Origin of the sequence: Ruegeria arenilitoris (assembly GCF_013031355.1) — a bacterium.
GTDB lineage: Bacteria > Pseudomonadota > Alphaproteobacteria > Rhodobacterales > Rhodobacteraceae > Ruegeria > Ruegeria arenilitoris_C.
Window position 1 is genome coordinate 685,750 of sequence record NZ_WPZO01000001.1, and the last position, 17,477, is coordinate 703,226.

Consider the following 17,477-nt stretch of genomic DNA (forward strand, 5'->3'; position numbering starts at 1 on the left):
ATGCAGACAAAAATGCTGATCAACGGAGAGATGGTCGCCGGCGATGGCGAACCCCTCCCGGTATTGGACCCGGCGACCGGAGAAACCGTCGCGCAGGTGCCCGAGGCCACGCCGGAACAGATAATGGCTGCGACACGTGCGGCGCATGAAGCGTTTGAAACCTATCGACTTACCACGCCCGCTGATCGGGCCGGATTCCTCAACGCAATTGCCGATGTGATCGAAGAAAACATCGTAGAACTGGCCGAGCTTGAAACGCTGGATGTCGGCAAACCCTGGCCGATGGCCCGGGACGAAGAAATGCCGCTGACCATCGACACCTTCCGCTTCATGGCCGGTGCCGCGCGCACCATGACCGGATCGGTGGCCGGAGAATACGCAGCGGACCATACGTCGATGATCAGGAAGGACCCGATTGGCCCTGTCGCCTCAATCGCGCCGTGGAACTATCCGCTGATGATGGCCGCGTGGAAGATTGCTGCCCCGCTGGCTGCAGGCTGTACCATCGTCATGAAACCGTCCGAGATCACCCCTCTGGCTACTCTGCGGCTGGCGGAACTGCTGGCCGATGTGCTGCCCAAAGGTGTGCTGAATGTGGTGCATGGCCGGGGAGTTTCGGTTGGAGACACACTGATCAACGACCCACGGATCGAGGGGATTTCGATCACCGGCTCTCCCGCCACAGGAATGGCGGCGATGCGGGCAGCGTCGAACCAGATCCGCCATGTGCATCTGGAACTTGGGGGCAAAGCTCCGGTCATCGTGTTCGACGACGCCGATATCGACGCAGTGGCGGAAACGATCCGCTACGGATCATTCTTCAATGCGGGTCAGGACTGTGCCCAACCCTGCCGGGTGATGGTGCAGGACGGGGTTTACGACAAGCTTGTTGCTGCCGTCTCGGATCAGGTCGGCCAGATCAGGATCGGTGCCCCAAGGGTCGAGGGCACCGAAATGGGCCCCATCGTATCGGCCACCCAAAGGGACCGAGTTGCCGGGTTCGTCGACCGTGCTCGCAGCAGTTGCGAGATCACTGTGGGTGGGCAGATCAAAGACGGCCCTGGATTTTTCTATCAACCGACCGTCGTGGCCAACGTCGACAACAATGCCGAGATCGCGTGTAGTGAGGTGTTCGGACCCGTCGTCACCCTTTCGCGCTTTTCCGAGGCCGAAGACGCGCTGCGGATCGCCAATGCCGGACGCTATGGTCTGGCCTCGTCTGTCTGGACAAAGGATGTATCAACCGCGATGAAAATGACCGCTCAACTACGCTATGGCATGACGTGGGTGAATACGCACGGGATGCCTGCGGCGGAAATGCCCTGGGCCGCGATGAAGGGCTCGGGCACCGGATGTGACATGTCGGTCTATGCGCTGGACGCATACACATCCGTGCGGCATGTGATGGTGGCGCACTGATGCGGCTGGCTGGGAAACGAGCGCTGGTAACTGGCGGCCGCCAAGGTATCGGGCGCGGTATTGTCGAAGCCTTCCTGCGCGAAGGTGCGGCCGTCACAACCTGCGGACGGGGTCCGCGCCCAGATGATCTGGCGGATAGCGTCATCTGGTATTCGCTGGATGTCACCGACGCCGAAGCCGTTGCAGAACTGGCTTACACGACAGACGGCACGGACATTCTGGTCAACAATGCGGGCGTTCAGGTTGAAAAGACCGTGGCTGAAAGCACAGACGCGGATTGGGACGCGGTGATCGGCACAAACTGCAAAGGCGTCTTCAATATGTGCCGCGCCTACATCCCCCAAATGCCCGACGGTGCGTCGATCATCAATATCGGCTCAATTTCAGGCCAAGTCGCCGACCCGTCGATGGCGCTGTACAACGCGTCCAAAGCCTTTGTGCACGGGTTAACCCGGTCCATAGCCGTCGATCACGGTCCGCGTATACGTTGTAACGCGATCTGCCCGGGCTGGATCGAAACAGGGATGTTGGACGCTGGTTTTGAACTGGCCACTGACCCCAAGTCAGCAAAACAGGACGCCTTGGCCCGCCACGCCATGCGCCGCTTTGGCAGACCTGCGGACATAGCAAGCATGGCCGTCTGGCTGGCCTCGGACGAGGCCGGCTTTGCCACTGGCCAGTTGTTCACAGTGGATGGCGGCATGACTGCGGCCTCTCCTCTAAATCCGGGATTGTTCTGATGGAGTTTCAACATACGGCCTGCATTGGTGGCGGCGTCATCGGCGCCAGTTGGGCGGCATTGTTTCTGGCCTCGGGGCGGTCGGTGGCAATGTACGACCCGGACCCGGGCGTCGAACGCAAGGTCCGCGACTACATCGAGACCGCATGGCCGACGATGACAGAACTTGGGCTGACGCGACACGGGACCCCGGACGCGATCACCTTTCATTCCAACGCCACCCGCACGGTCGAAGGCGCCGCCTTTGTTCAGGAGAACGTCCCCGAGCGCCTGCCGATCAAACACGCCACTTTTGCCGAGATCGAACCCGCTCTGGCCGCTGATGCCATCGTTGCCAGCTCTGCCTCGGGCCTCACGCTCAGCCAGATGCAGCCGGGATGGAATGACCCCGCGCGGTTCGTTCTGGGCCATCCGTTCAACCCGCCGCACCTGATCCCTCTGGTCGAGGTATTGGGCAATGACCGCACCGCGGATGGCGTGGTTGATGCGGCTGAGCGCTTCTATCAGGCCGTCGGCAAGACCACGATCCGCCTGCACAAAGAGGTTCCCGGCCATGTCGCCAACCGCCTTCAAGCCGCGATCTGGCGCGAGGCGATCAGCCTTGTGGTCTCGGGCGTGGCCTCGGTCGAGGATGTGGACAAGGCCGTCTGGGCCGGGCCCGGCCTGCGCTGGGCGGCCATGGGGCCGACGATGTTGTTCAACCTCGGCGCGGGCGACGGCGGGTTGCAGGCCTTCTGCGAGCATTTCACGGACACCTTCAACGGCTGGTGGGACGATCTGGGACAGATACATCTCACCGACGACGTCACCAGCGTACTGACACAAGGAGTTAAGGCCGAAGCCGCAGGAAAGTCCCCGAACGAACTGGCCCGGACGCGGGACGCCCTGATCGTTGCCATGCAAAAATCGACTGCCGGACTTCGGTGACCGCGGCGACGTCAACGCCCGATGATAATATCCGCACAGAGGCCGCCCAGACGCTCGCTCTTGCTCAGACGCAGCACGCCACCATGCGCGCGCGCGATATCCGACACGATCGCAAGGCCCAACCCAACACCGGTGCCCTGATTCTGATTGCGCGCCGGATCGAGGCGCGAAAAGGGTTTCACCGCCTCGGACCGTTGATCGGGCGGAATGCCCGGCCCGTCATCCTCGACCCGAATACGCACGGATTTCGGTGTGATCGACAGGCTGACATCGGCGCGCTGGCCATATCGCACGGCATTTCCGATCAGGTTCTCAACCGCGCGCCGAATGGCGGTGGGACGCAGCATGGCGGTCCCTGCCCCTTCAACCGAGATCAGATCAGCCGCATACCCCGCCCGCCCCGCATCCTTGACGATCTGCTGCAACAAGGCTTCGGGATCGACAGCCTCGGGCGATCCTTCGGCGGCCCCACGGGAAAATTCAAGGAAAGCATCCAGCAGCAGCTGCATCTCATCGACGTCCTGTTGCAGCGGCGCAGCCTCGTCATCGGGCAGCATCGACAGGCCAAGTTTCAGACGTGTGAGAGGGGTTCTGAGGTCGTGACTCACCCCCGAAAGCATCATGGTGCGCTGTTCCATCTGGCGCTCGATACGGGCGCGCATGTCCAGAAAGGCGCTGCCCGCCGCGCGTACTTCGATGGCACCACCGGGGGAATAGGGCACCACCCGGCCCCGGCCAAAGGCCTGCGCAGCCTCGGCCAGTCTGGTGATCGGGCGCAACTGATTGCGCATGTAAAGGAACGAAATCGAGGTCATGATGATCGCAAAAAACAGCATCGTCACGATCAACTGATGCGGGGCCACCGGCGACAGGCGACGTCGATCAAAGGTCAGCTGCAACAGGCCAAGGTCGGTCTGCATGTACACCCGCGCCTCCTGCCCGCTGGGCAAGGCAACCGCTGCAAGATCCGGTAACAAGGCACGCAGGTCCGCCTCGACCTGCGGTGCAATGAAATCATACCAGCGGCGCTGCCCGACCATCGGCTCTTCATTGATGTCCAGAAAGCGCGCCTTCATATCCAGCGCCTGCAAATCGGGCCGGATAGCCGCCAATGCCTGTTGATGCGTTTCGGTCTCATTCACCGAATCTACCACCAACATCACCTCGCGCGAGGCCGCACGAGTCATCTGTGCGGTGACATCCTCAAGGTGCTTTTGCAGGAACGCGACACCCACTACCAATAGCAGGACGACCACTGGCAGAACCAGTATCAGCGCAGCACGGGCATAGAGGCTGCGCGGCATATAGGGTTTGAGCCATTGCGCGGACATGCGCTAAACCTAACGAGCTGTTACGACAAGAGAAAGAGCACAGAATGCAGGCCCCTGACGATTTCAACCCACCCGCCGGTCCAGCCGTTGAACTGCAGCCGGGCTTGCGCCGCATTCTGGCCCCGAATCCGTCCCCCATGACCTATCGCGGAACCAATACCTACCTGCTGGGAACCGGCGATCTAGCTGTGATTGACCCCGGGCCATTGAGCGAAGCGCATCTGGAGGCGATTCTGGACGCCGTACAGCCCGGCCAGCGCATCAGCCATATCATCGTCACCCACAGCCATCTGGACCACTCTCCGCTGGCGCGCCCACTGGCCGAGCGAACCGGCGCGCCTGTTCTGGCCTTTGGCGGCCCCGAGGCCGGGCGCAGCACGGTGATGACCGAACTGGCGCAAGGCGGGTTGGCGGGCGGCGGCGAAGGCATCGACACCGGTTTCCGCCCGGATGTCGAACTGCCCGACGGCGCGCAGATCACCGGTGATGGCTGGCAACTTGAGGTGATTCATACCCCTGGGCATCTGGGAAACCACATCGCTTTGGGCTGGGGCGATGTCTGTTTCACCGGCGATCACGTCATGGGATGGGCCAGTTCACTGGTTTCGCCCCCGGACGGGGACCTGACGGATTTCATGACCGCCTGCCATCGCCTTCGGGCGCGCGACTGGACGGTGTTTCACTCTGGTCACGGCGCCCCGATTCCCGACCCTGCCGCGCGGCTGGACTGGCTGATCAATCACCGCCTGACGCGCGAGGCACAGATTCTGTCGGCCCTCGAATCCCAATCCGGTACGGCCCGGGACCTGGCCGAGCGCATCTATGTGGAAACTCCGACCGCGCTGTTGCCAGCCGCGGAAAAAAACGTTTTCGCGCATCTGATTGATCTGCTTGGAAAATCGATGGTTGCCACCGATGGAACCCTATCCGCCTCCGCCCGTTTTCACAGACAATCCTGAGTGCGCGAAACTTTTTTGGGAAAACGTCACATTCCCCTCTGGACGGCGAAAATCCGGGTTGTTATACGCCCCTCAGTTCCGGCGTAGCTCAGCGGTAGAGCAGTTGACTGTTAATCAATTGGTCGTAGGTTCGATCCCTACCGCCGGAGCCAAAAATCCCCCATTAGATACTCCGTTTCTTTGCGCTGAACACTTTTGCGTTGCGTGGGGATTGTTGAAGAAACAACCACTCAATCGACCTTCAGTGCAACACGCATTTTGGGTATGAGTTCACACTACTTAGCTGGCAGCATTCGTGTATTTTTCACGGTGGACCGTTTACTGAAAAAGTCTACTCGAACTCAGAAACCCACCCGAAGTTCTCACATTACGGCATTGATAACAAACGAATAATACGAATCAACTTCTCAGCTGGGATCTGAAGGGGTTCTACTTTGAATATGGCCATACGACCTACAAGTTCGGGCTTACTCAGGAATTCCTCAGCAACTTGCATTCGCGGGCGATCCCCGTAGTCGTCAAACAAAAGCGTTACTGGGCGTTTAATGTTGAATGCCGTAGCCAAAGCACACCCAACCCGGAAACGACCATCGACCAGAACTACGTCGGGGTGCTTGAACCCTTCGCTTTGCCAAATTGATAAAGGGTACCTTGGATACAGATCCGCCCTGTCACGGTTTACAGGAAAACCCCATTTTTTGGTTTGGCCGATATTTACCCATGAAATATTGACCTCAGTTCCTGTGTTGGGTGGATTTTCTTGGAACCAACGTCGCATTTTGCGCGCCCATCTCCGGTCACTTTCGACACTAAAGACAGTTTTTGCCTCCATCTCTGCGGCCACCACGGTTGAGCCGCCCGACCCGTATTCAAGAATGACAGAAGCCCCCTCGTAATGTTCGCGAAGGGCTTGTTGGGCATCTTCAGGCATCGTCAAAACAGGTTTTTCAAGTTCGGCTGTTTTCAATTCGTTCTCCAGAATTCCTTTGCGGTTTACACCTGACGCCAAAGCGCTAGCCGAATGGCAGGCCTTCGAATTTTTATACTGCAAATCATCCCACCACAATGAACGCAACTGGAGTATTATTCAGGTCTAGGCAGAGTGTTTGGCGCCAAGGCGGATACAGGCCCAACATAAAGCAGCCCAATGTCTTCTAGGGTGTTTAGTTGCTCCAGTACTCTATTCGACGCAGTCTCGAAGGTGATCTCGAACGTGGCTGCAAGGACGCAGATTTCCGACTGGGAAACTTTTCCTAAAAAATTTTGAGACCCACTCTGGACGCCGCAGAAACAGGTTGCTATACGGCGCGAACCGTTCCGGCGTAGCTCAGCGGTAGAGCAGTTGACTGTTAATCAATTGGTCGTAGGTTCGATCCCTACCGCCGGAGCCATATCCCCTTCTTTCAAAGTTCAGCCCGTCAAGGCGTTCTCGAAATCCGCGCGCAAATTTCGCTTCAGAACCTTGCCGGTGGCGTTCAATGGCAAGGCATCGACAAACACCACTTTATCCGGCACCTGCCAATTGGCGATCTTGCCGTCGTAGAACGCTAGAATCTCCTCTACGGTCGGTTCTTCCCCTTCAGCTTTGACCGCGACCAACAGGGGGCGTTCGTCCCATTTCGGATGCGGCACGCCAACCACGGCAGCCGTCGCCAGTTTGGGATGTGCGACGGCGATGTTTTCCAACTCAACCGAACTGATCCACTCACCCCCGGATTTGATGATGTCCTTCGAGCGGTCGCGGATGGTCATGTACCCATCGGGGTCCAGCGTGGCCACATCTCCGGTCGCGAACCAGCCATCCTGCAAAAGTTCTTGATCTTGCATCTGGAAATAGCTGTCCAGCACCCAGAACCCACGCACTAGCAGATCACCCTGCGTTTCGCCGTCATGCGGCAAGTCATTGCCGTCGTCGTCCACGATCTTCAGCTCAACGCCGTAACAGGGCCGCCCCTGGCTTTCCCGTAGCTTATGCTGCTTGTCCACTGGCAGGTTGAGGTGTTTGGCCAAGGGCTGGTTTGCGGTGCCCAGAGGGCTCATCTCGCTCATGCCCCAGGCGTGGACGGTATCTACGCCATAGGTTTCGCGGAAGGTTTCGATCATCGACGGCGGGCACGCGGCCCCACCGATGACCGTGCGTTCAAGGCTGGCCAGCGTGGTGCCGGACTGCGCCGCATAGGCCAACAGCCCCTGCCAGATTGTCGGCACTCCCAAGGCCAGGGTAACGCCATATGTATCGATCAGCTTCACCAAGGCCTCACCATGCAGGTCCGGCCCCGGCAGCACCAAGCGTGAGCCCGACATGGCGCAGGCATAGGGCGACCCCCAAGCATTCACATGGAACATCGGGACCACGGGCATGACCACATCCATTGCCGAGAACCCGATCACATCGCGGGTATTCGACCCAAAACTGTGCAGCACGGTCGAGCGATGCGAATACAGTACCCCCTTGGGGTTCCCGGTCGTGCCGGATGTGTAACACAGGCTGGACGCAGTGTTTTCGTTGAAGCTGGGCCATTCGAACCCCGCATCACCGGTTTCGATCAGCTCGTCATAGAACTGAACGCCGGGGATCTGGGCAACCGCGTCTTCATTCCGGGGCTCCATCAGTACAAAGTATTGAACCTCTGTCAGATGCTCCTGCAACGCGGCCACCAGCGGGATAAAGGTCGCATCAAAGAACAGCACCCGATCCTGCGCGTGATTGATGATATAGGTCAGTTGCTCGGGGAACAGGCGCGGATTGACCGTGTGGCAGACGAACCCTGCGCCAGACGTCGCAAAATAGATTTCAAGGTGCCGCCGGTTATTCCAGGCCATGGTCCCGATCCGGGCCTGCGGCTCCAACCCCAGTTTAGTCAGCGCCGAGGCCAGTCTCCGCGCGTTGACCGCAACTTCTGCCCAATTTGTCTCGGTCACCGAGCCGTCGGTTTCAACCGAATAAATCTCGGTTTGACCATGATATTTGTCGGCGTGATTAATCAGCGACGAGATCAGCAATGGCTGCGTCATCATCTGTCCCAGCATGGGCGTCCTCCCTTTGGTGGCCCCGCTTCCGTGTGGCGGCACCAATTATTGCCTCTCCCTGTTTTTATGACTGTCCGGGTTGTTGAGGCTTTTGCTTGGGGGAAATCCTGCCAATCATTTAATTTTCTGACAATAAAAGAATGCGGCCTGCCATTACGGCAGGCCGTGGGATTACCCGGACCTAATCCCGGTGGCGCATCGCATAGGCGACCAAGGCAGCGGTCGAGCCATCCTTGCCCTCCGCACTTTCCTCACCATCCACAATCGGGCCAAGCGAGGTCGCCAGTTCCTTACCGAGTTCCACACCCCACTGGTCAAAGGAATTGATCCCCAGCAACACTCCTTCGACAAACACGCGGTGTTCATAAAGGGCAATGATCTGGCCCAGCACAAACGGCGTTAGCTTCGGGTAGATCAGGGTCGAAGACGGTCTGTTGCCCGAGAACACGCGGTGGCGGGCCTGACGCTCCAGCTCATCGCCTTGTAAACCCTTTTCGGCCATGCGCTGCCGAGCCTCGTCCAGCGAGCGGCCGCGCATCAGCGCCTCGGACTGGGCAAGACAATTGGCCAGCAGCAGGCGGTGGTGGTGGGCCAGTTCGGGCTCGTGCCCTTCGGCGGCGACCATGAACTCGCAGGGGATCACGTCGGTGCCCTGATGGATCAACTGGTAAAATGCGTGCTGGCCATTGGTGCCGGGCTCGCCCCAGACCACCGGACCAGAGGGCATGGTCAGCGAGCTACCATCCATGGCGACGGATTTGCCGTTCGATTCCATCTCAAGCTGTTGAAAATAGGCCGGCAGGCGCAACAGGCGTTGGTCATAGGGCAGAACCGCGCGGCTGGTATGGCCCAGAATTTGTCGGTGCCAGATGCCAACCAACGCCAGCATCACCGGCATGTTCTCAGCCCAGTGCGCGGCTCGGAAATGTGCGTCCATCGCCTGCCCACCGCGCAGGAAGGCGTCAAAAGCGTTGGAACCCACGGCGATCATAACGGGCAGACCCACGGGCCCCCAAACCGAGTAACGCCCGCCGACCCAATCGGCAAAGCCGAACACATGGTTTTCGGGGATTCCGAAGGCTTCGGTCTTGTCCACGGCGCTGGACACGGCGGCGAATTGTTTGGTCGGATCACCGCCGCCGTCCACCATCCAGGCCCGCGCAGTGCGCGCGTTGGTCATGGTTTCGATGGTGGTGAATGTCTTGGACGCCACGATCACCAGCGTCCGCGTCGGATCAAGCTGGCGCAGCGTATCGGCGATATGGGCGCCGTCCACATTGGACACATAGTGCAGCCGCGGGCCGTCGTGATACGGGGCCAGCGCATGGGTTGCCATCACCGGCCCCAGATCGGAACCGCCAATGCCGATATTTACCACATCGGTAAAGTTGCCCCCTGCCCCGGTAATCGCACCGCCGCGCACCTCTTCGGCAAAGACACGCATCCGCTGCAACGTGTCCAGCACGTCCGGCATCACGTCCAGACCGTCAACCTCGACCGGGCCGCCATCCAGATTGCGCAGCGCCGTGTGCAGCACAGCCCGCCCTTCCGTTTCGTTGATCTTTTCACCCGAGAACATCGCCTCGCGCCGTTCGACCAGTCCGGCCGCATCGCAAAGCTGGATCAGAGCGTCCCGGATATCCGCGTCAATCTGGGTTTTCGAGTAGTCAAACAGCAGATCGCCGGTCGAGGCCGAAAAAGCCCCGGCCCGGTTCGAATCGTTGCCAAACAGACCTAGGATGGTCTGATCTTTATGTTCGTCGGCCAGGGTGGAAAGTTTGTCCAATTGCATCGCGCCTACTCCGCCCAGTGAACCGTCATACCACCGAGCACCGCCGCAATGGGCGCTTCTTCCGGCGGCAGGGACATGGCTTGTTCCAGCGCGTCCCGCTTGGCCGCGCCAAAAATGATAAGATGTTTCGACAAGGCGCCATCCAGCACCGGAGCAGTCAGCGTGATCCGCGGTTCAGGCTGCACGTCAGTCCGCGCCACGGCCAGCGGGCGCGCATGGCTGTCCAACGCGGCCTCAAGCCCATCCATGCCCGGGAACAGAGACGCGGTGTGCATGTCCTCGCCCATCCCCAACACGACAACCGACAAGGGGCGGATCGGCGTTATCAGGCTTTCAAGTTCGGGCAGCACGTCCTCGGGTTCTTCGCCGGGAACATAAAGGGGGATGTACTGCGCCGCCGCGGCGCGGTTGGTCAGCAACCGTTCACGGATCAGACGTTCGTTCGAACGCTCATGGTCGCCCGGCACACAGCGTTCATCCGTGGGCAGAACCCGCACCCGGTCCCATTCCAGATTGGCCGCGCACAAGACGTCGAAAACCGGGCCGGGTGTGGTGCCTCCCGGAACCGCCATCGAGACCACGTCATGATGCAGCAAGGCCGATTCCAGCTCGCCCGCCAACTCATTTGCAACGTCGATGGCCAGCATATCCCTGTCGGCGTATTCTTGTAGTTTCATGGGTTTATCCCTTGCCAGCGGCGACCGTCTCGTTTCATCAGCAGCTCGGCGTCGCCCGGGCCTGTGCTGCCGCTTTCATAAGGTTTGGGGACATCCCCACGCGCCTGCCAGCCCGCGATGATCGGGTCGGTCCAAGCCCATGCGGCCTCGACCTCGTCCCCGCGCATAAACAGGGTCTGGTTGCCGCGGATCACGTCCATCACCAGACGTTCATAAGCGTCCGGCGGGTCTTGATTTTCCGGCCCCAGCGCCTCGGCAAAACTCATGTCCAATGGCACGTCCACCAGGCGCATACCACCCGGACCCGGCTCTTTGATCGTCACCTTCAGCGTGATGCCCTCGTTCGGTTGCAGCCTGATCGACAGCACGTTGGCATGTCGCCCGGCATCCGCGCCAAAGATCGAATGCGGCGCGTCCTTGAACATCACGTTGATCACCGAGGACCGTGCCACCAAACGCTTGCCCGTGCGCAGATAGAACGGCGTACCCGCCCACCGCCAGTTGCTGACATGCGTCTTGAGCGCCACATAGCTTTCAGTCGTCGAGCGCGGATTGCCCACGACCTCGCGATAACTGGGGCCGTCACCTTCAAATTGACCGCGCACGATATGATGCGGCTCAACCGAGTCCAACGCACGGATCACTTTCAGCTTTTCGTCGCGTACCGCGTCCGGGTCGAACTTGGCGGGAGGCTCCATCGCGATCAGACAAAGCAACTGCATCAGGTGGTTCTGCACCATGTCGCGCATGGCACCCGCACGATCATAGTAGTCTTCGCGCCCGTCGATACCAACGGATTCGGCCACCGTAATCTGAATGTGATCGACATACTGGCTGTTCCACAACGGCTCGAACAGCATGTTGCCGAACCGCACGGCCATCAGGTTCTGGACGGTTTCCTTGCCCAGGTAATGATCGATCCGGTAAATCTGCCCTTCGGTAAAATGCCTGGCCAGCGTTGCATTCAATGCCCGGGCGCTTTCCAGATCGTGACCGAATGGTTTTTCCACGACAATTCGTGTCTGCTTGGTCGCCAGTTTGTGCGACTTGATGCTTTCCGCCAAAGGACCAAACAGCCGCGGACCGACCGAGAAATAGAATGCCCGCACCCGATCGACGGTCAGCTTTTCTGCCAGCAGGTCCCATCCCTCGTCCGACAGCGCATCCAACGGTACATAGTCGACCCGCTGAAGGAAGCTGCTCAGCGCATCGGCGTCCTGACACTGCTTGGCCGCGTAGGTGCGCAACGATTCGGCGACAATGTCCCGGAACGCATCCCGGTCGTAAACCGCGCGGGCGGCACCGATGATCTGCACGTCGTCGGGCCATTGGCCCGAACAGAACCTTCGAAACAGCGCCGGAAGGATCTTGCGCTGCGCAAGATCGCCGGTACTGCCGAAAATGACCAGATCGAACGGGTCAACAGGGATGACACGAGAAACCATGTGTTTTCCCTACCTTACCCCTGCGGTCATGTCTAATGTTAGCGCCATCATTTTTTGATTTTTTCCGATCATCAAAACTCTGTCAGGTCCGGCCTGCTGCCCTTAACTAACCTGTGTCGAAGCGCTAAGTCAGCACTGAGACACCAAAGAACCGGATACCGGAATGAAAGACAACGCCTCTCAAAGCGCCAATATCGGCAAGTTTCAGAACAAATTGGTGACAGCAGACGGGCAAACGCGGGCCTCGGTGCCGCTCAGCAACCCCGAGACGCTTTGGTTCAACACCGGAACCTTGTGCAACATCGAGTGCCTCAACTGCTATATCGAAAGCAGCCCGACCAATGACGCGCTCGTCTATATCACCGCTGATGAGGTGCGGGATTATCTGGATCAGATCAAAGACCGTAACTGGCCTGTGCGTGAGATCGGGTTCACTGGCGGTGAGCCCTTTATGAACCCTCAGATGATCGACATGACCCGCGCCTGTCTTGAGCGCGGGTACGAGGTATTGATCCTGACGAATGCGATGCAGCCGATGATGCGCCGCAAGGTGCAAGACGGTCTGGTGGAGCTGCAACGTGACTTTGGAGACAAGCTGACGCTGCGGATTTCCGTCGATCACTACCGACCCGAATTGCATGACGAAGAGCGCGGCAAAGGCAGTTTCGCCAAGACCCTGACTGGGATGGAATGGCTGCGCGACCACGGGTTCAACATGGCGGTTGCCGGACGCACAGTTTGGGGCGACACCGACTCCGAAAGCCGCGCCGGATACGCCGCCTTTTTTGCGAAACATGGTTTCGAGATCGACGCACAAAATCCCGGCCAGACCGTTCTGTTCCCCGAGATGGATAAAACTGTCGAAGTCCCCGAAATCACCACCGCCTGCTGGGGCATCCTGAACAAATCGCCTGACGCCGTGATGTGCGCCAGTGCTCGCATGGTCGTGAAACGCAAGGGCGCGGACCGTCCGGCGGTTCTGGCCTGCACCCTGCTGCCTTATGCGCCTGAATTCGAGATGGGGCACACCCTGGCCGAAGCCGAAGCGGACGTGCACCTGAACCATCCGCATTGCGCGAAATTCTGTGTATTGGGTGGGGCCAGTTGCTCGGGCTGATCAGTTCAGTTCGGGGGATTTCCAGAACTTCGTGCCGGACGCCCCGGCCGAGACCCGCCAGCCCTTCTTGCCCAGCACAAAGAACGACCGGCCATCGGTGAACCGCACGGTTTCTGCGGTGCTGTCTTCCCCATACATCGCCCCGGTTTCTGCGGTCGCGTCATAGCCATGTTCGATGAACTTCTGCAGATCAGCGGCGGTTTCGAACAGGATCACGAATTTGGTTTCGAACCCGCCGATACCCACGGCCGCGCCAACGCCGCCCGTTCCCATGTTCATATAGGTGTGCTGACCGGTATCCTTTGACACCGCCACCCCGCGCCCGTACCCGGCCGAGACCGGAAACACCGTAACCTTGCGCGAGTCGAACACCGCATAGCCTGCACTGATGCCAAAGAGTTCGTCCGCCTCGGGGTTTTCCGCCAGCAGCTGGGTCAGAACCTCGCTGGCCATGAGGTCCAGCTTGGCGCGGGTCTCTTCCGGCGTGGCCTCATTCGTTACCAGATTGGCGGTCGAGTCGACGGTGTCGCCCACGGCTTGTGCGCCTTTTTCCACGGTGTCACCCACGGCTTCGGCTCCGCGCCCGATGGCGTCGGCCGTGTTTTCCGCACCTTTCTTGATTTTATCCAGAACGCCCTCGGCGATGGCAGGTGCGCCGATCAACAAGGCGGCAGCAAGAAACAACACTCGGGACATAAAGCGATTCCGTATGTGACCAATGAACTGGTCGACACCTTAACCCAAGCATTAAAAAAATAATGCGTCTCAATCGTTACCGGCCGAAAAAAGTGGCCTGATACTCAATTTACTCTGAATTCACCCACGACATTGCGCCATTCTCCGGGCGCGATCATCTTGCGGTGCGTGAACCGGACCGAATGCAGCGGACCTTCGATCTCACGCTGCCAGAACTCGACAAATTTAAAGAGCTTCGGATGGTCCGGCGCCAGATCGTAATCCTGCCAGATGAACGTGTTCAGAACGTGAATGTAGTCAGGCATGTGGTAGAAGAATTCCGCCGTTGTCAGCCCGTACCCCTTGAGCATCAATTCGGTTTCGCTTTGCTCCATGCAGACCTCCAGTTTTGTTGCAAGGTCTATTCATGATAGCATGAACCCCCCCTAATCCTTAGTTAACAATATGTTACTCTGGTGTTGCCGGGGTTTTTCGCAGGCAAAAGGGTTGCTTGCTTGCACCTTATGTGCCGGGTCTGATAAGGTACATCCACAAGATATAGACCCAGAACAATACACGGGCAGTTTACGTGAGCGATACGCCAGAAACCCCAGAAAACATGGATGAAACCCCGCCCGAGCGCCCCGTATACGACGGCCCGACGGTGTCCATCGAATCCGAGATGCGCACGTCCTATCTGGACTATGCGATGTCGGTCATCGTCTCGCGCGCGATCCCCGATCTGCGCGATGGCCTGAAACCGGTGCACCGGCGCATCCTGTATGCAATGCACGAAACCGGGAACACGCATGACAAGGCGTACCGCAAGTCGGCCCGTCCGGTCGGTGACGTGATGGGTAAGTACCACCCGCATGGTGATAGTGCGATCTATGACGCGCTGGTGCGGATGGCACAGGATTTTTCGATGTCGCTGCCGCTACTGGATGGTCAGGGCAACTTTGGCTCGATGGACGGCGATAACCCGGCGGCCATGCGTTATACCGAAGTTCGGATGGACAAGCCTGCCGCGTCCCTGCTGGCCGATATTGAAAAAGAGACGGTCGATTTTCAGGACAACTATGACGGCAAGGACCGGGAACCGACCGTCCTGCCAGCCCGTTTCCCGAACATGCTGGTCAATGGTGCCGGTGGTATCGCCGTGGGTATGGCGACGAACATCCCGCCGCATAACCTGGGCGAAGTGGTTGACGCAACGCTGGCGCTGATCGACGACCCGGACCTGACATCCGAGCAATTGATCGAATACGTCCCAGGCCCCGATTTTCCGACCGGCGGCGTGATGCTGGGCCGGTCTGGTGCGCGCAAAGCCTATCTGGAAGGTCGTGGCAGCGTTATCATCCGCGCCAAGACCCGCGTGGAAGAGATCCGCAGGGACCGCTACGCAATCGTTGTGGATGAGATCCCCTATCAGGTGAACAAGGCCGCGATGATCGAAAAGATTGCCGAGGCCGTGCGTGAAAAGCGCATCGAAGGCGTGGCCCACGTTCAGGACGAATCCGACCGCAACGGCGTGCGGGTTGTGGTCGAGCTGAAGCGGGACGCGACGCCCGAGGTGGTGCTGAACCAACTCTATCGTTTCTCCCCGATGCAGACGTCCTTTGGCTGCAACATGCTGGCCCTGAATGGGGGTCGGCCCGAGCAACTGACCCTGCGCCGATTCCTGACCTCGTTCATCGACTTCCGCGAAGATGTTGTCGCGCGTCGCACCGCATATGACCTGCGCAAAGCACGCGAGCGCAGCCACATCCTGTGTGGTCTGGCCGTGGCTGTTTCAAACGTGGATGAAGTGGTTGCGACCATCCGCTCGTCCGCCGACGCCGCCGAAGCGCGTGAGAAGCTGATGACCCGCCGCTGGCCCGCAGCCGAAATCGAAGGCTATCTGCGCCTGATCGACGATCCCCTGTCCAAGATGAACGACGATGGCACCTATAACCTGACCGAGGTTCAGGCCCGCGCCATCCTCGAATTGCGGCTGCAGCGCCTGACCCAACTGGGTGTCAAAGAGGTCACAGACGAGCTGGAAGAATTGGCTGCCAAGATCAAGGAATACCTCGATATTCTGTCCTCGCGCGAGCGCATCATGTCGATCATCGGTGATGAGTTGCGCAGCGTACGTGAGCAGTTCGCCGTTCCGCGCCGCACCGAAATCGTCGACTGGTCCGGTGACATGGAAGACGAGGATCTGATCGAACGCGAGGACATGGTTGTGACGGTCACTTCGGGTGGTTACATCAAGCGGACCCCGCTGGCTGATTTCCGTGCGCAGAAACGCGGTGGTAAGGGCCTGTCGGGGATGCAGACTAAGGAAGAGGACGTTGTCACTAACCTCTTCGTGGCGAACACGCACACCCAGTTGCTGTTCTTTACCACCGAAGGCATGGTCTACAAGCTCAAGACCTGGCGCCTGCCGCAGTCCAGCCGGACCGGCAAGGGCAAGGCAATCGTCAACATCCTGCCGATCCCGACCGGCGTTTCCATCGCGGCGATCATGCCGGTGGATGTCCCGGATGAAGAGTGGGAGAACTTGCAAATCGTCTTCGCCACCAGCGCGGGCGACGTGCGACGCAACCGTCTGTCGGACTTCACCAATGTCCGCCGCAACGGCAAGATCGCGATGAAGCTGCCCGAGGGTGTGGAGCTGGTGAATGCCCGCATTTGCTCGGAAGACGAAGACGTGATGCTGGTCACCAATTCAGGTCGCGCGATCCGTTTCCGGACCACCGATGTGCGTGTGTTCAACTCGCGCGAATCCACCGGTGTACGCGGCATCAAGCTGACCAACGGGGACCGTGTTGTTTCGATGTCGGTGATCCGTCATTTCGAAGCTGAAGCGGATGAGCGGGCAGCCTACCTCAAGATGCGCCGCGCAGTGGCAGGCATCGCGGATGACGGCGAAACGGATGAGGATGAAGTCGCACCCGGAGCAATCTCGCAAGAGCGCTATGCCGAAATGTCGGCCGCCGAAAACCTGATCCTGACGATCACCGCAGGAGGTGCAGGCAAGCTGAGCTCCAGCCACGACTACCCCGTTCGCGGACGTGGTGGCATGGGTGTTGCGGCGATGGACAAGGCAATGCGCGGCGGTGAACTGGTGGCCTCGTTCCCGGTTGAGATCGACGACCAGATCATGCTGGCCACATCCAAAGGCCAGTCGATCAGGGTGCCGGTCGATGGCATTTCCTTCCGATCCCGCAGCGCGGGTGGCGTGAAGGTGTTCAACACCGGCAAGGGCGAAGAGGTCGTCAGCGTCGCCTGGATCGCCGATCAAGGGGACGATGAGGCAGACGCCTAATTTTAATAAAGATGAGCGGCACAAAAGCCGCTCATTTTCTTTTCGGAAAGCAA

Annotated in this window: 14 protein-coding genes and 2 tRNA genes; 8 read left to right on the forward strand and 8 right to left on the reverse strand. The window is 59.4% G+C overall.

Annotation, left to right across the window (positions count from 1 at the left end):
* Genes GOX63_RS03385 through GOX63_RS03395 form a run of 3 tightly spaced genes read left to right on the forward strand, consistent with a single transcriptional unit; the run spans window position 1 to window position 3,085 of the window.
* Entirely contained in the window at window positions 1-1,419 is a 1,419-nt protein-coding gene (locus tag GOX63_RS03385; protein ID WP_170325088.1) for an aminobutyraldehyde dehydrogenase, read from the forward strand.
* Window positions 1,419-2,159 carry an SDR family NAD(P)-dependent oxidoreductase gene (locus GOX63_RS03390; RefSeq protein ID WP_170325089.1) on the forward strand — a complete coding sequence of 247 codons (741 nt, stop codon included), beginning with the start codon at window positions 1,419-1,421 and terminating at the stop codon, window positions 2,157-2,159. Before GOX63_RS03385 ends, GOX63_RS03390 begins: the two co-directional genes overlap by 1 nt.
* Entirely contained in the window at window positions 2,159-3,085 is a 927-nt protein-coding gene (locus GOX63_RS03395; protein ID WP_170325090.1) for a 3-hydroxyacyl-CoA dehydrogenase NAD-binding domain-containing protein, read from the forward strand. Before GOX63_RS03390 ends, GOX63_RS03395 begins: the two co-directional genes overlap by 1 nt.
* A gap of 11 nt (window positions 3,086-3,096) precedes the next feature.
* Here GOX63_RS03395 and GOX63_RS03400 read toward each other — a convergent pair whose 3' ends face one another.
* Window positions 3,097-4,416, reverse strand: a complete 1,320-nt coding sequence (locus tag GOX63_RS03400; protein ID WP_170325091.1) for an ATP-binding protein — start codon at window positions 4,414-4,416, stop codon at window positions 3,097-3,099.
* A 44-nt stretch (window positions 4,417-4,460) separates the two neighbouring features.
* Between GOX63_RS03400 and GOX63_RS03405 the strand changes: the two genes are divergently transcribed.
* On the forward strand, window positions 4,461-5,375 hold the full coding sequence (locus tag GOX63_RS03405) for an MBL fold metallo-hydrolase (protein WP_170544779.1): 915 nt from the start codon (window positions 4,461-4,463) through the stop codon (window positions 5,373-5,375).
* A 77-nt stretch (window positions 5,376-5,452) separates the two neighbouring features.
* Window positions 5,453-5,527: transfer RNA gene (locus GOX63_RS03410), tRNA-Asn, on the forward strand.
* Window positions 5,528-5,742: 215 nt separating this feature from the next.
* Here the strand turns inward: GOX63_RS03410 and GOX63_RS03415 are convergent.
* On the reverse strand, window positions 5,743-6,342 hold the full coding sequence (locus GOX63_RS03415) for a hypothetical protein (RefSeq protein ID WP_254435846.1): 600 nt from the start codon (window positions 6,340-6,342) through the stop codon (window positions 5,743-5,745).
* Between the two features lie 349 nt (window positions 6,343-6,691).
* Between GOX63_RS03415 and GOX63_RS03420 the strand changes: the two genes are divergently transcribed.
* A tRNA-Asn gene (locus GOX63_RS03420) sits at window positions 6,692-6,766 on the forward strand.
* A gap of 19 nt (window positions 6,767-6,785) precedes the next feature.
* Here GOX63_RS03420 and GOX63_RS03425 read toward each other — a convergent pair.
* The 4 genes from GOX63_RS03425 to zwf form a co-directional block, all read right to left on the reverse strand.
* Window positions 6,786-8,405: a long-chain-fatty-acid--CoA ligase gene (locus GOX63_RS03425; RefSeq protein WP_170544782.1), complete on the reverse strand. Its 1,620-nt coding sequence runs from the start codon at window positions 8,403-8,405 to the stop codon at window positions 6,786-6,788.
* Window positions 8,406-8,586: 181 nt separating this feature from the next.
* Window positions 8,587-10,197 (reverse strand): glucose-6-phosphate isomerase, encoded by a 1,611-nt coding sequence (pgi, locus tag GOX63_RS03430; RefSeq protein ID WP_170325094.1) that lies wholly within the window; start codon window positions 10,195-10,197, stop codon window positions 8,587-8,589.
* A 5-nt stretch (window positions 10,198-10,202) separates the two neighbouring features.
* The gene (gene pgl / locus GOX63_RS03435; RefSeq protein WP_170325095.1) at window positions 10,203-10,874 is read right to left on the reverse strand and encodes a 6-phosphogluconolactonase; all 672 of its coding nucleotides are present in this window, start codon (window positions 10,872-10,874) and stop codon (window positions 10,203-10,205) included.
* A complete protein-coding gene (gene zwf, locus GOX63_RS03440) occupies window positions 10,871-12,319 on the reverse strand; it encodes a glucose-6-phosphate dehydrogenase (RefSeq protein ID WP_170325096.1) in 1,449 nt (482 codons plus the stop codon). The genes pgl and zwf overlap by 4 nt, the downstream gene beginning before the upstream one ends.
* A 163-nt stretch (window positions 12,320-12,482) precedes the next feature.
* On the opposite strand from zwf, the gene GOX63_RS03445 reads away from it, so the two are divergent.
* Window positions 12,483-13,436, forward strand: a complete 954-nt coding sequence (locus GOX63_RS03445; protein ID WP_170325097.1) for a radical SAM protein — start codon at window positions 12,483-12,485, stop codon at window positions 13,434-13,436.
* Here the strand turns inward: GOX63_RS03445 and GOX63_RS03450 are convergent, their stop codons facing one another.
* A complete protein-coding gene (locus tag GOX63_RS03450) occupies window positions 13,437-14,132 on the reverse strand; it encodes a hypothetical protein (RefSeq protein WP_170325098.1) in 696 nt (231 codons plus the stop codon). It abuts the gene before it with no gap.
* A 104-nt stretch (window positions 14,133-14,236) separates the two neighbouring features.
* Entirely contained in the window at window positions 14,237-14,506 is a 270-nt protein-coding gene (locus tag GOX63_RS03455) for an usg protein (RefSeq protein WP_170325099.1), read from the reverse strand.
* Between the two features lie 194 nt (window positions 14,507-14,700).
* Here GOX63_RS03455 and gyrA point away from each other — a divergent pair, with 194 nt between their 5' ends.
* Window positions 14,701-17,424, forward strand: a complete 2,724-nt coding sequence (gene gyrA, locus GOX63_RS03460) for a DNA gyrase subunit A (RefSeq protein WP_170325100.1) — start codon at window positions 14,701-14,703, stop codon at window positions 17,422-17,424.
* Window positions 17,425-17,477 lie beyond the last annotated feature (53 nt).

What these genes read in the sequence shown, in the direction of transcription:
- GOX63_RS03450 (WP_170325098.1), bottom strand. Translation starts at nt 14,132, where the DNA reads ATGTCCCGAGTGTTGTTTCTTGCTGCCGCCTTGTTGATCGGCGCACCT.
- GOX63_RS03455 (WP_170325099.1), bottom strand. Translation starts at nt 14,506, where the DNA reads ATGGAGCAAAGCGAAACCGAATTGATGCTCAAGGGGTACGGGCTGACA.
- GOX63_RS03425 (WP_170544782.1), bottom strand. Translation starts at nt 8,405, where the DNA reads ATGCTGGGACAGATGATGACGCAGCCATTGCTGATCTCGTCGCTGATT.
- GOX63_RS03390 (WP_170325089.1), top strand. Translation starts at nt 1,419, where the DNA reads ATGCGGCTGGCTGGGAAACGAGCGCTGGTAACTGGCGGCCGCCAAGGT.
- pgl (WP_170325095.1), bottom strand. Translation starts at nt 10,874, where the DNA reads ATGAAACTACAAGAATACGCCGACAGGGATATGCTGGCCATCGACGTT.
- GOX63_RS03405 (WP_170544779.1), top strand. Translation starts at nt 4,461, where the DNA reads ATGCAGGCCCCTGACGATTTCAACCCACCCGCCGGTCCAGCCGTTGAA.
- zwf (WP_170325096.1), bottom strand. Translation starts at nt 12,319, where the DNA reads ATGGTTTCTCGTGTCATCCCTGTTGACCCGTTCGATCTGGTCATTTTC.
- GOX63_RS03445 (WP_170325097.1), top strand. Translation starts at nt 12,483, where the DNA reads ATGAAAGACAACGCCTCTCAAAGCGCCAATATCGGCAAGTTTCAGAAC.
- GOX63_RS03395 (WP_170325090.1), top strand. Translation starts at nt 2,159, where the DNA reads ATGGAGTTTCAACATACGGCCTGCATTGGTGGCGGCGTCATCGGCGCC.
- GOX63_RS03400 (WP_170325091.1), bottom strand. Translation starts at nt 4,416, where the DNA reads ATGTCCGCGCAATGGCTCAAACCCTATATGCCGCGCAGCCTCTATGCC.
- GOX63_RS03385 (WP_170325088.1), top strand. Translation starts at nt 1, where the DNA reads ATGCAGACAAAAATGCTGATCAACGGAGAGATGGTCGCCGGCGATGGC.
- pgi (WP_170325094.1), bottom strand. Translation starts at nt 10,197, where the DNA reads ATGCAATTGGACAAACTTTCCACCCTGGCCGACGAACATAAAGATCAG.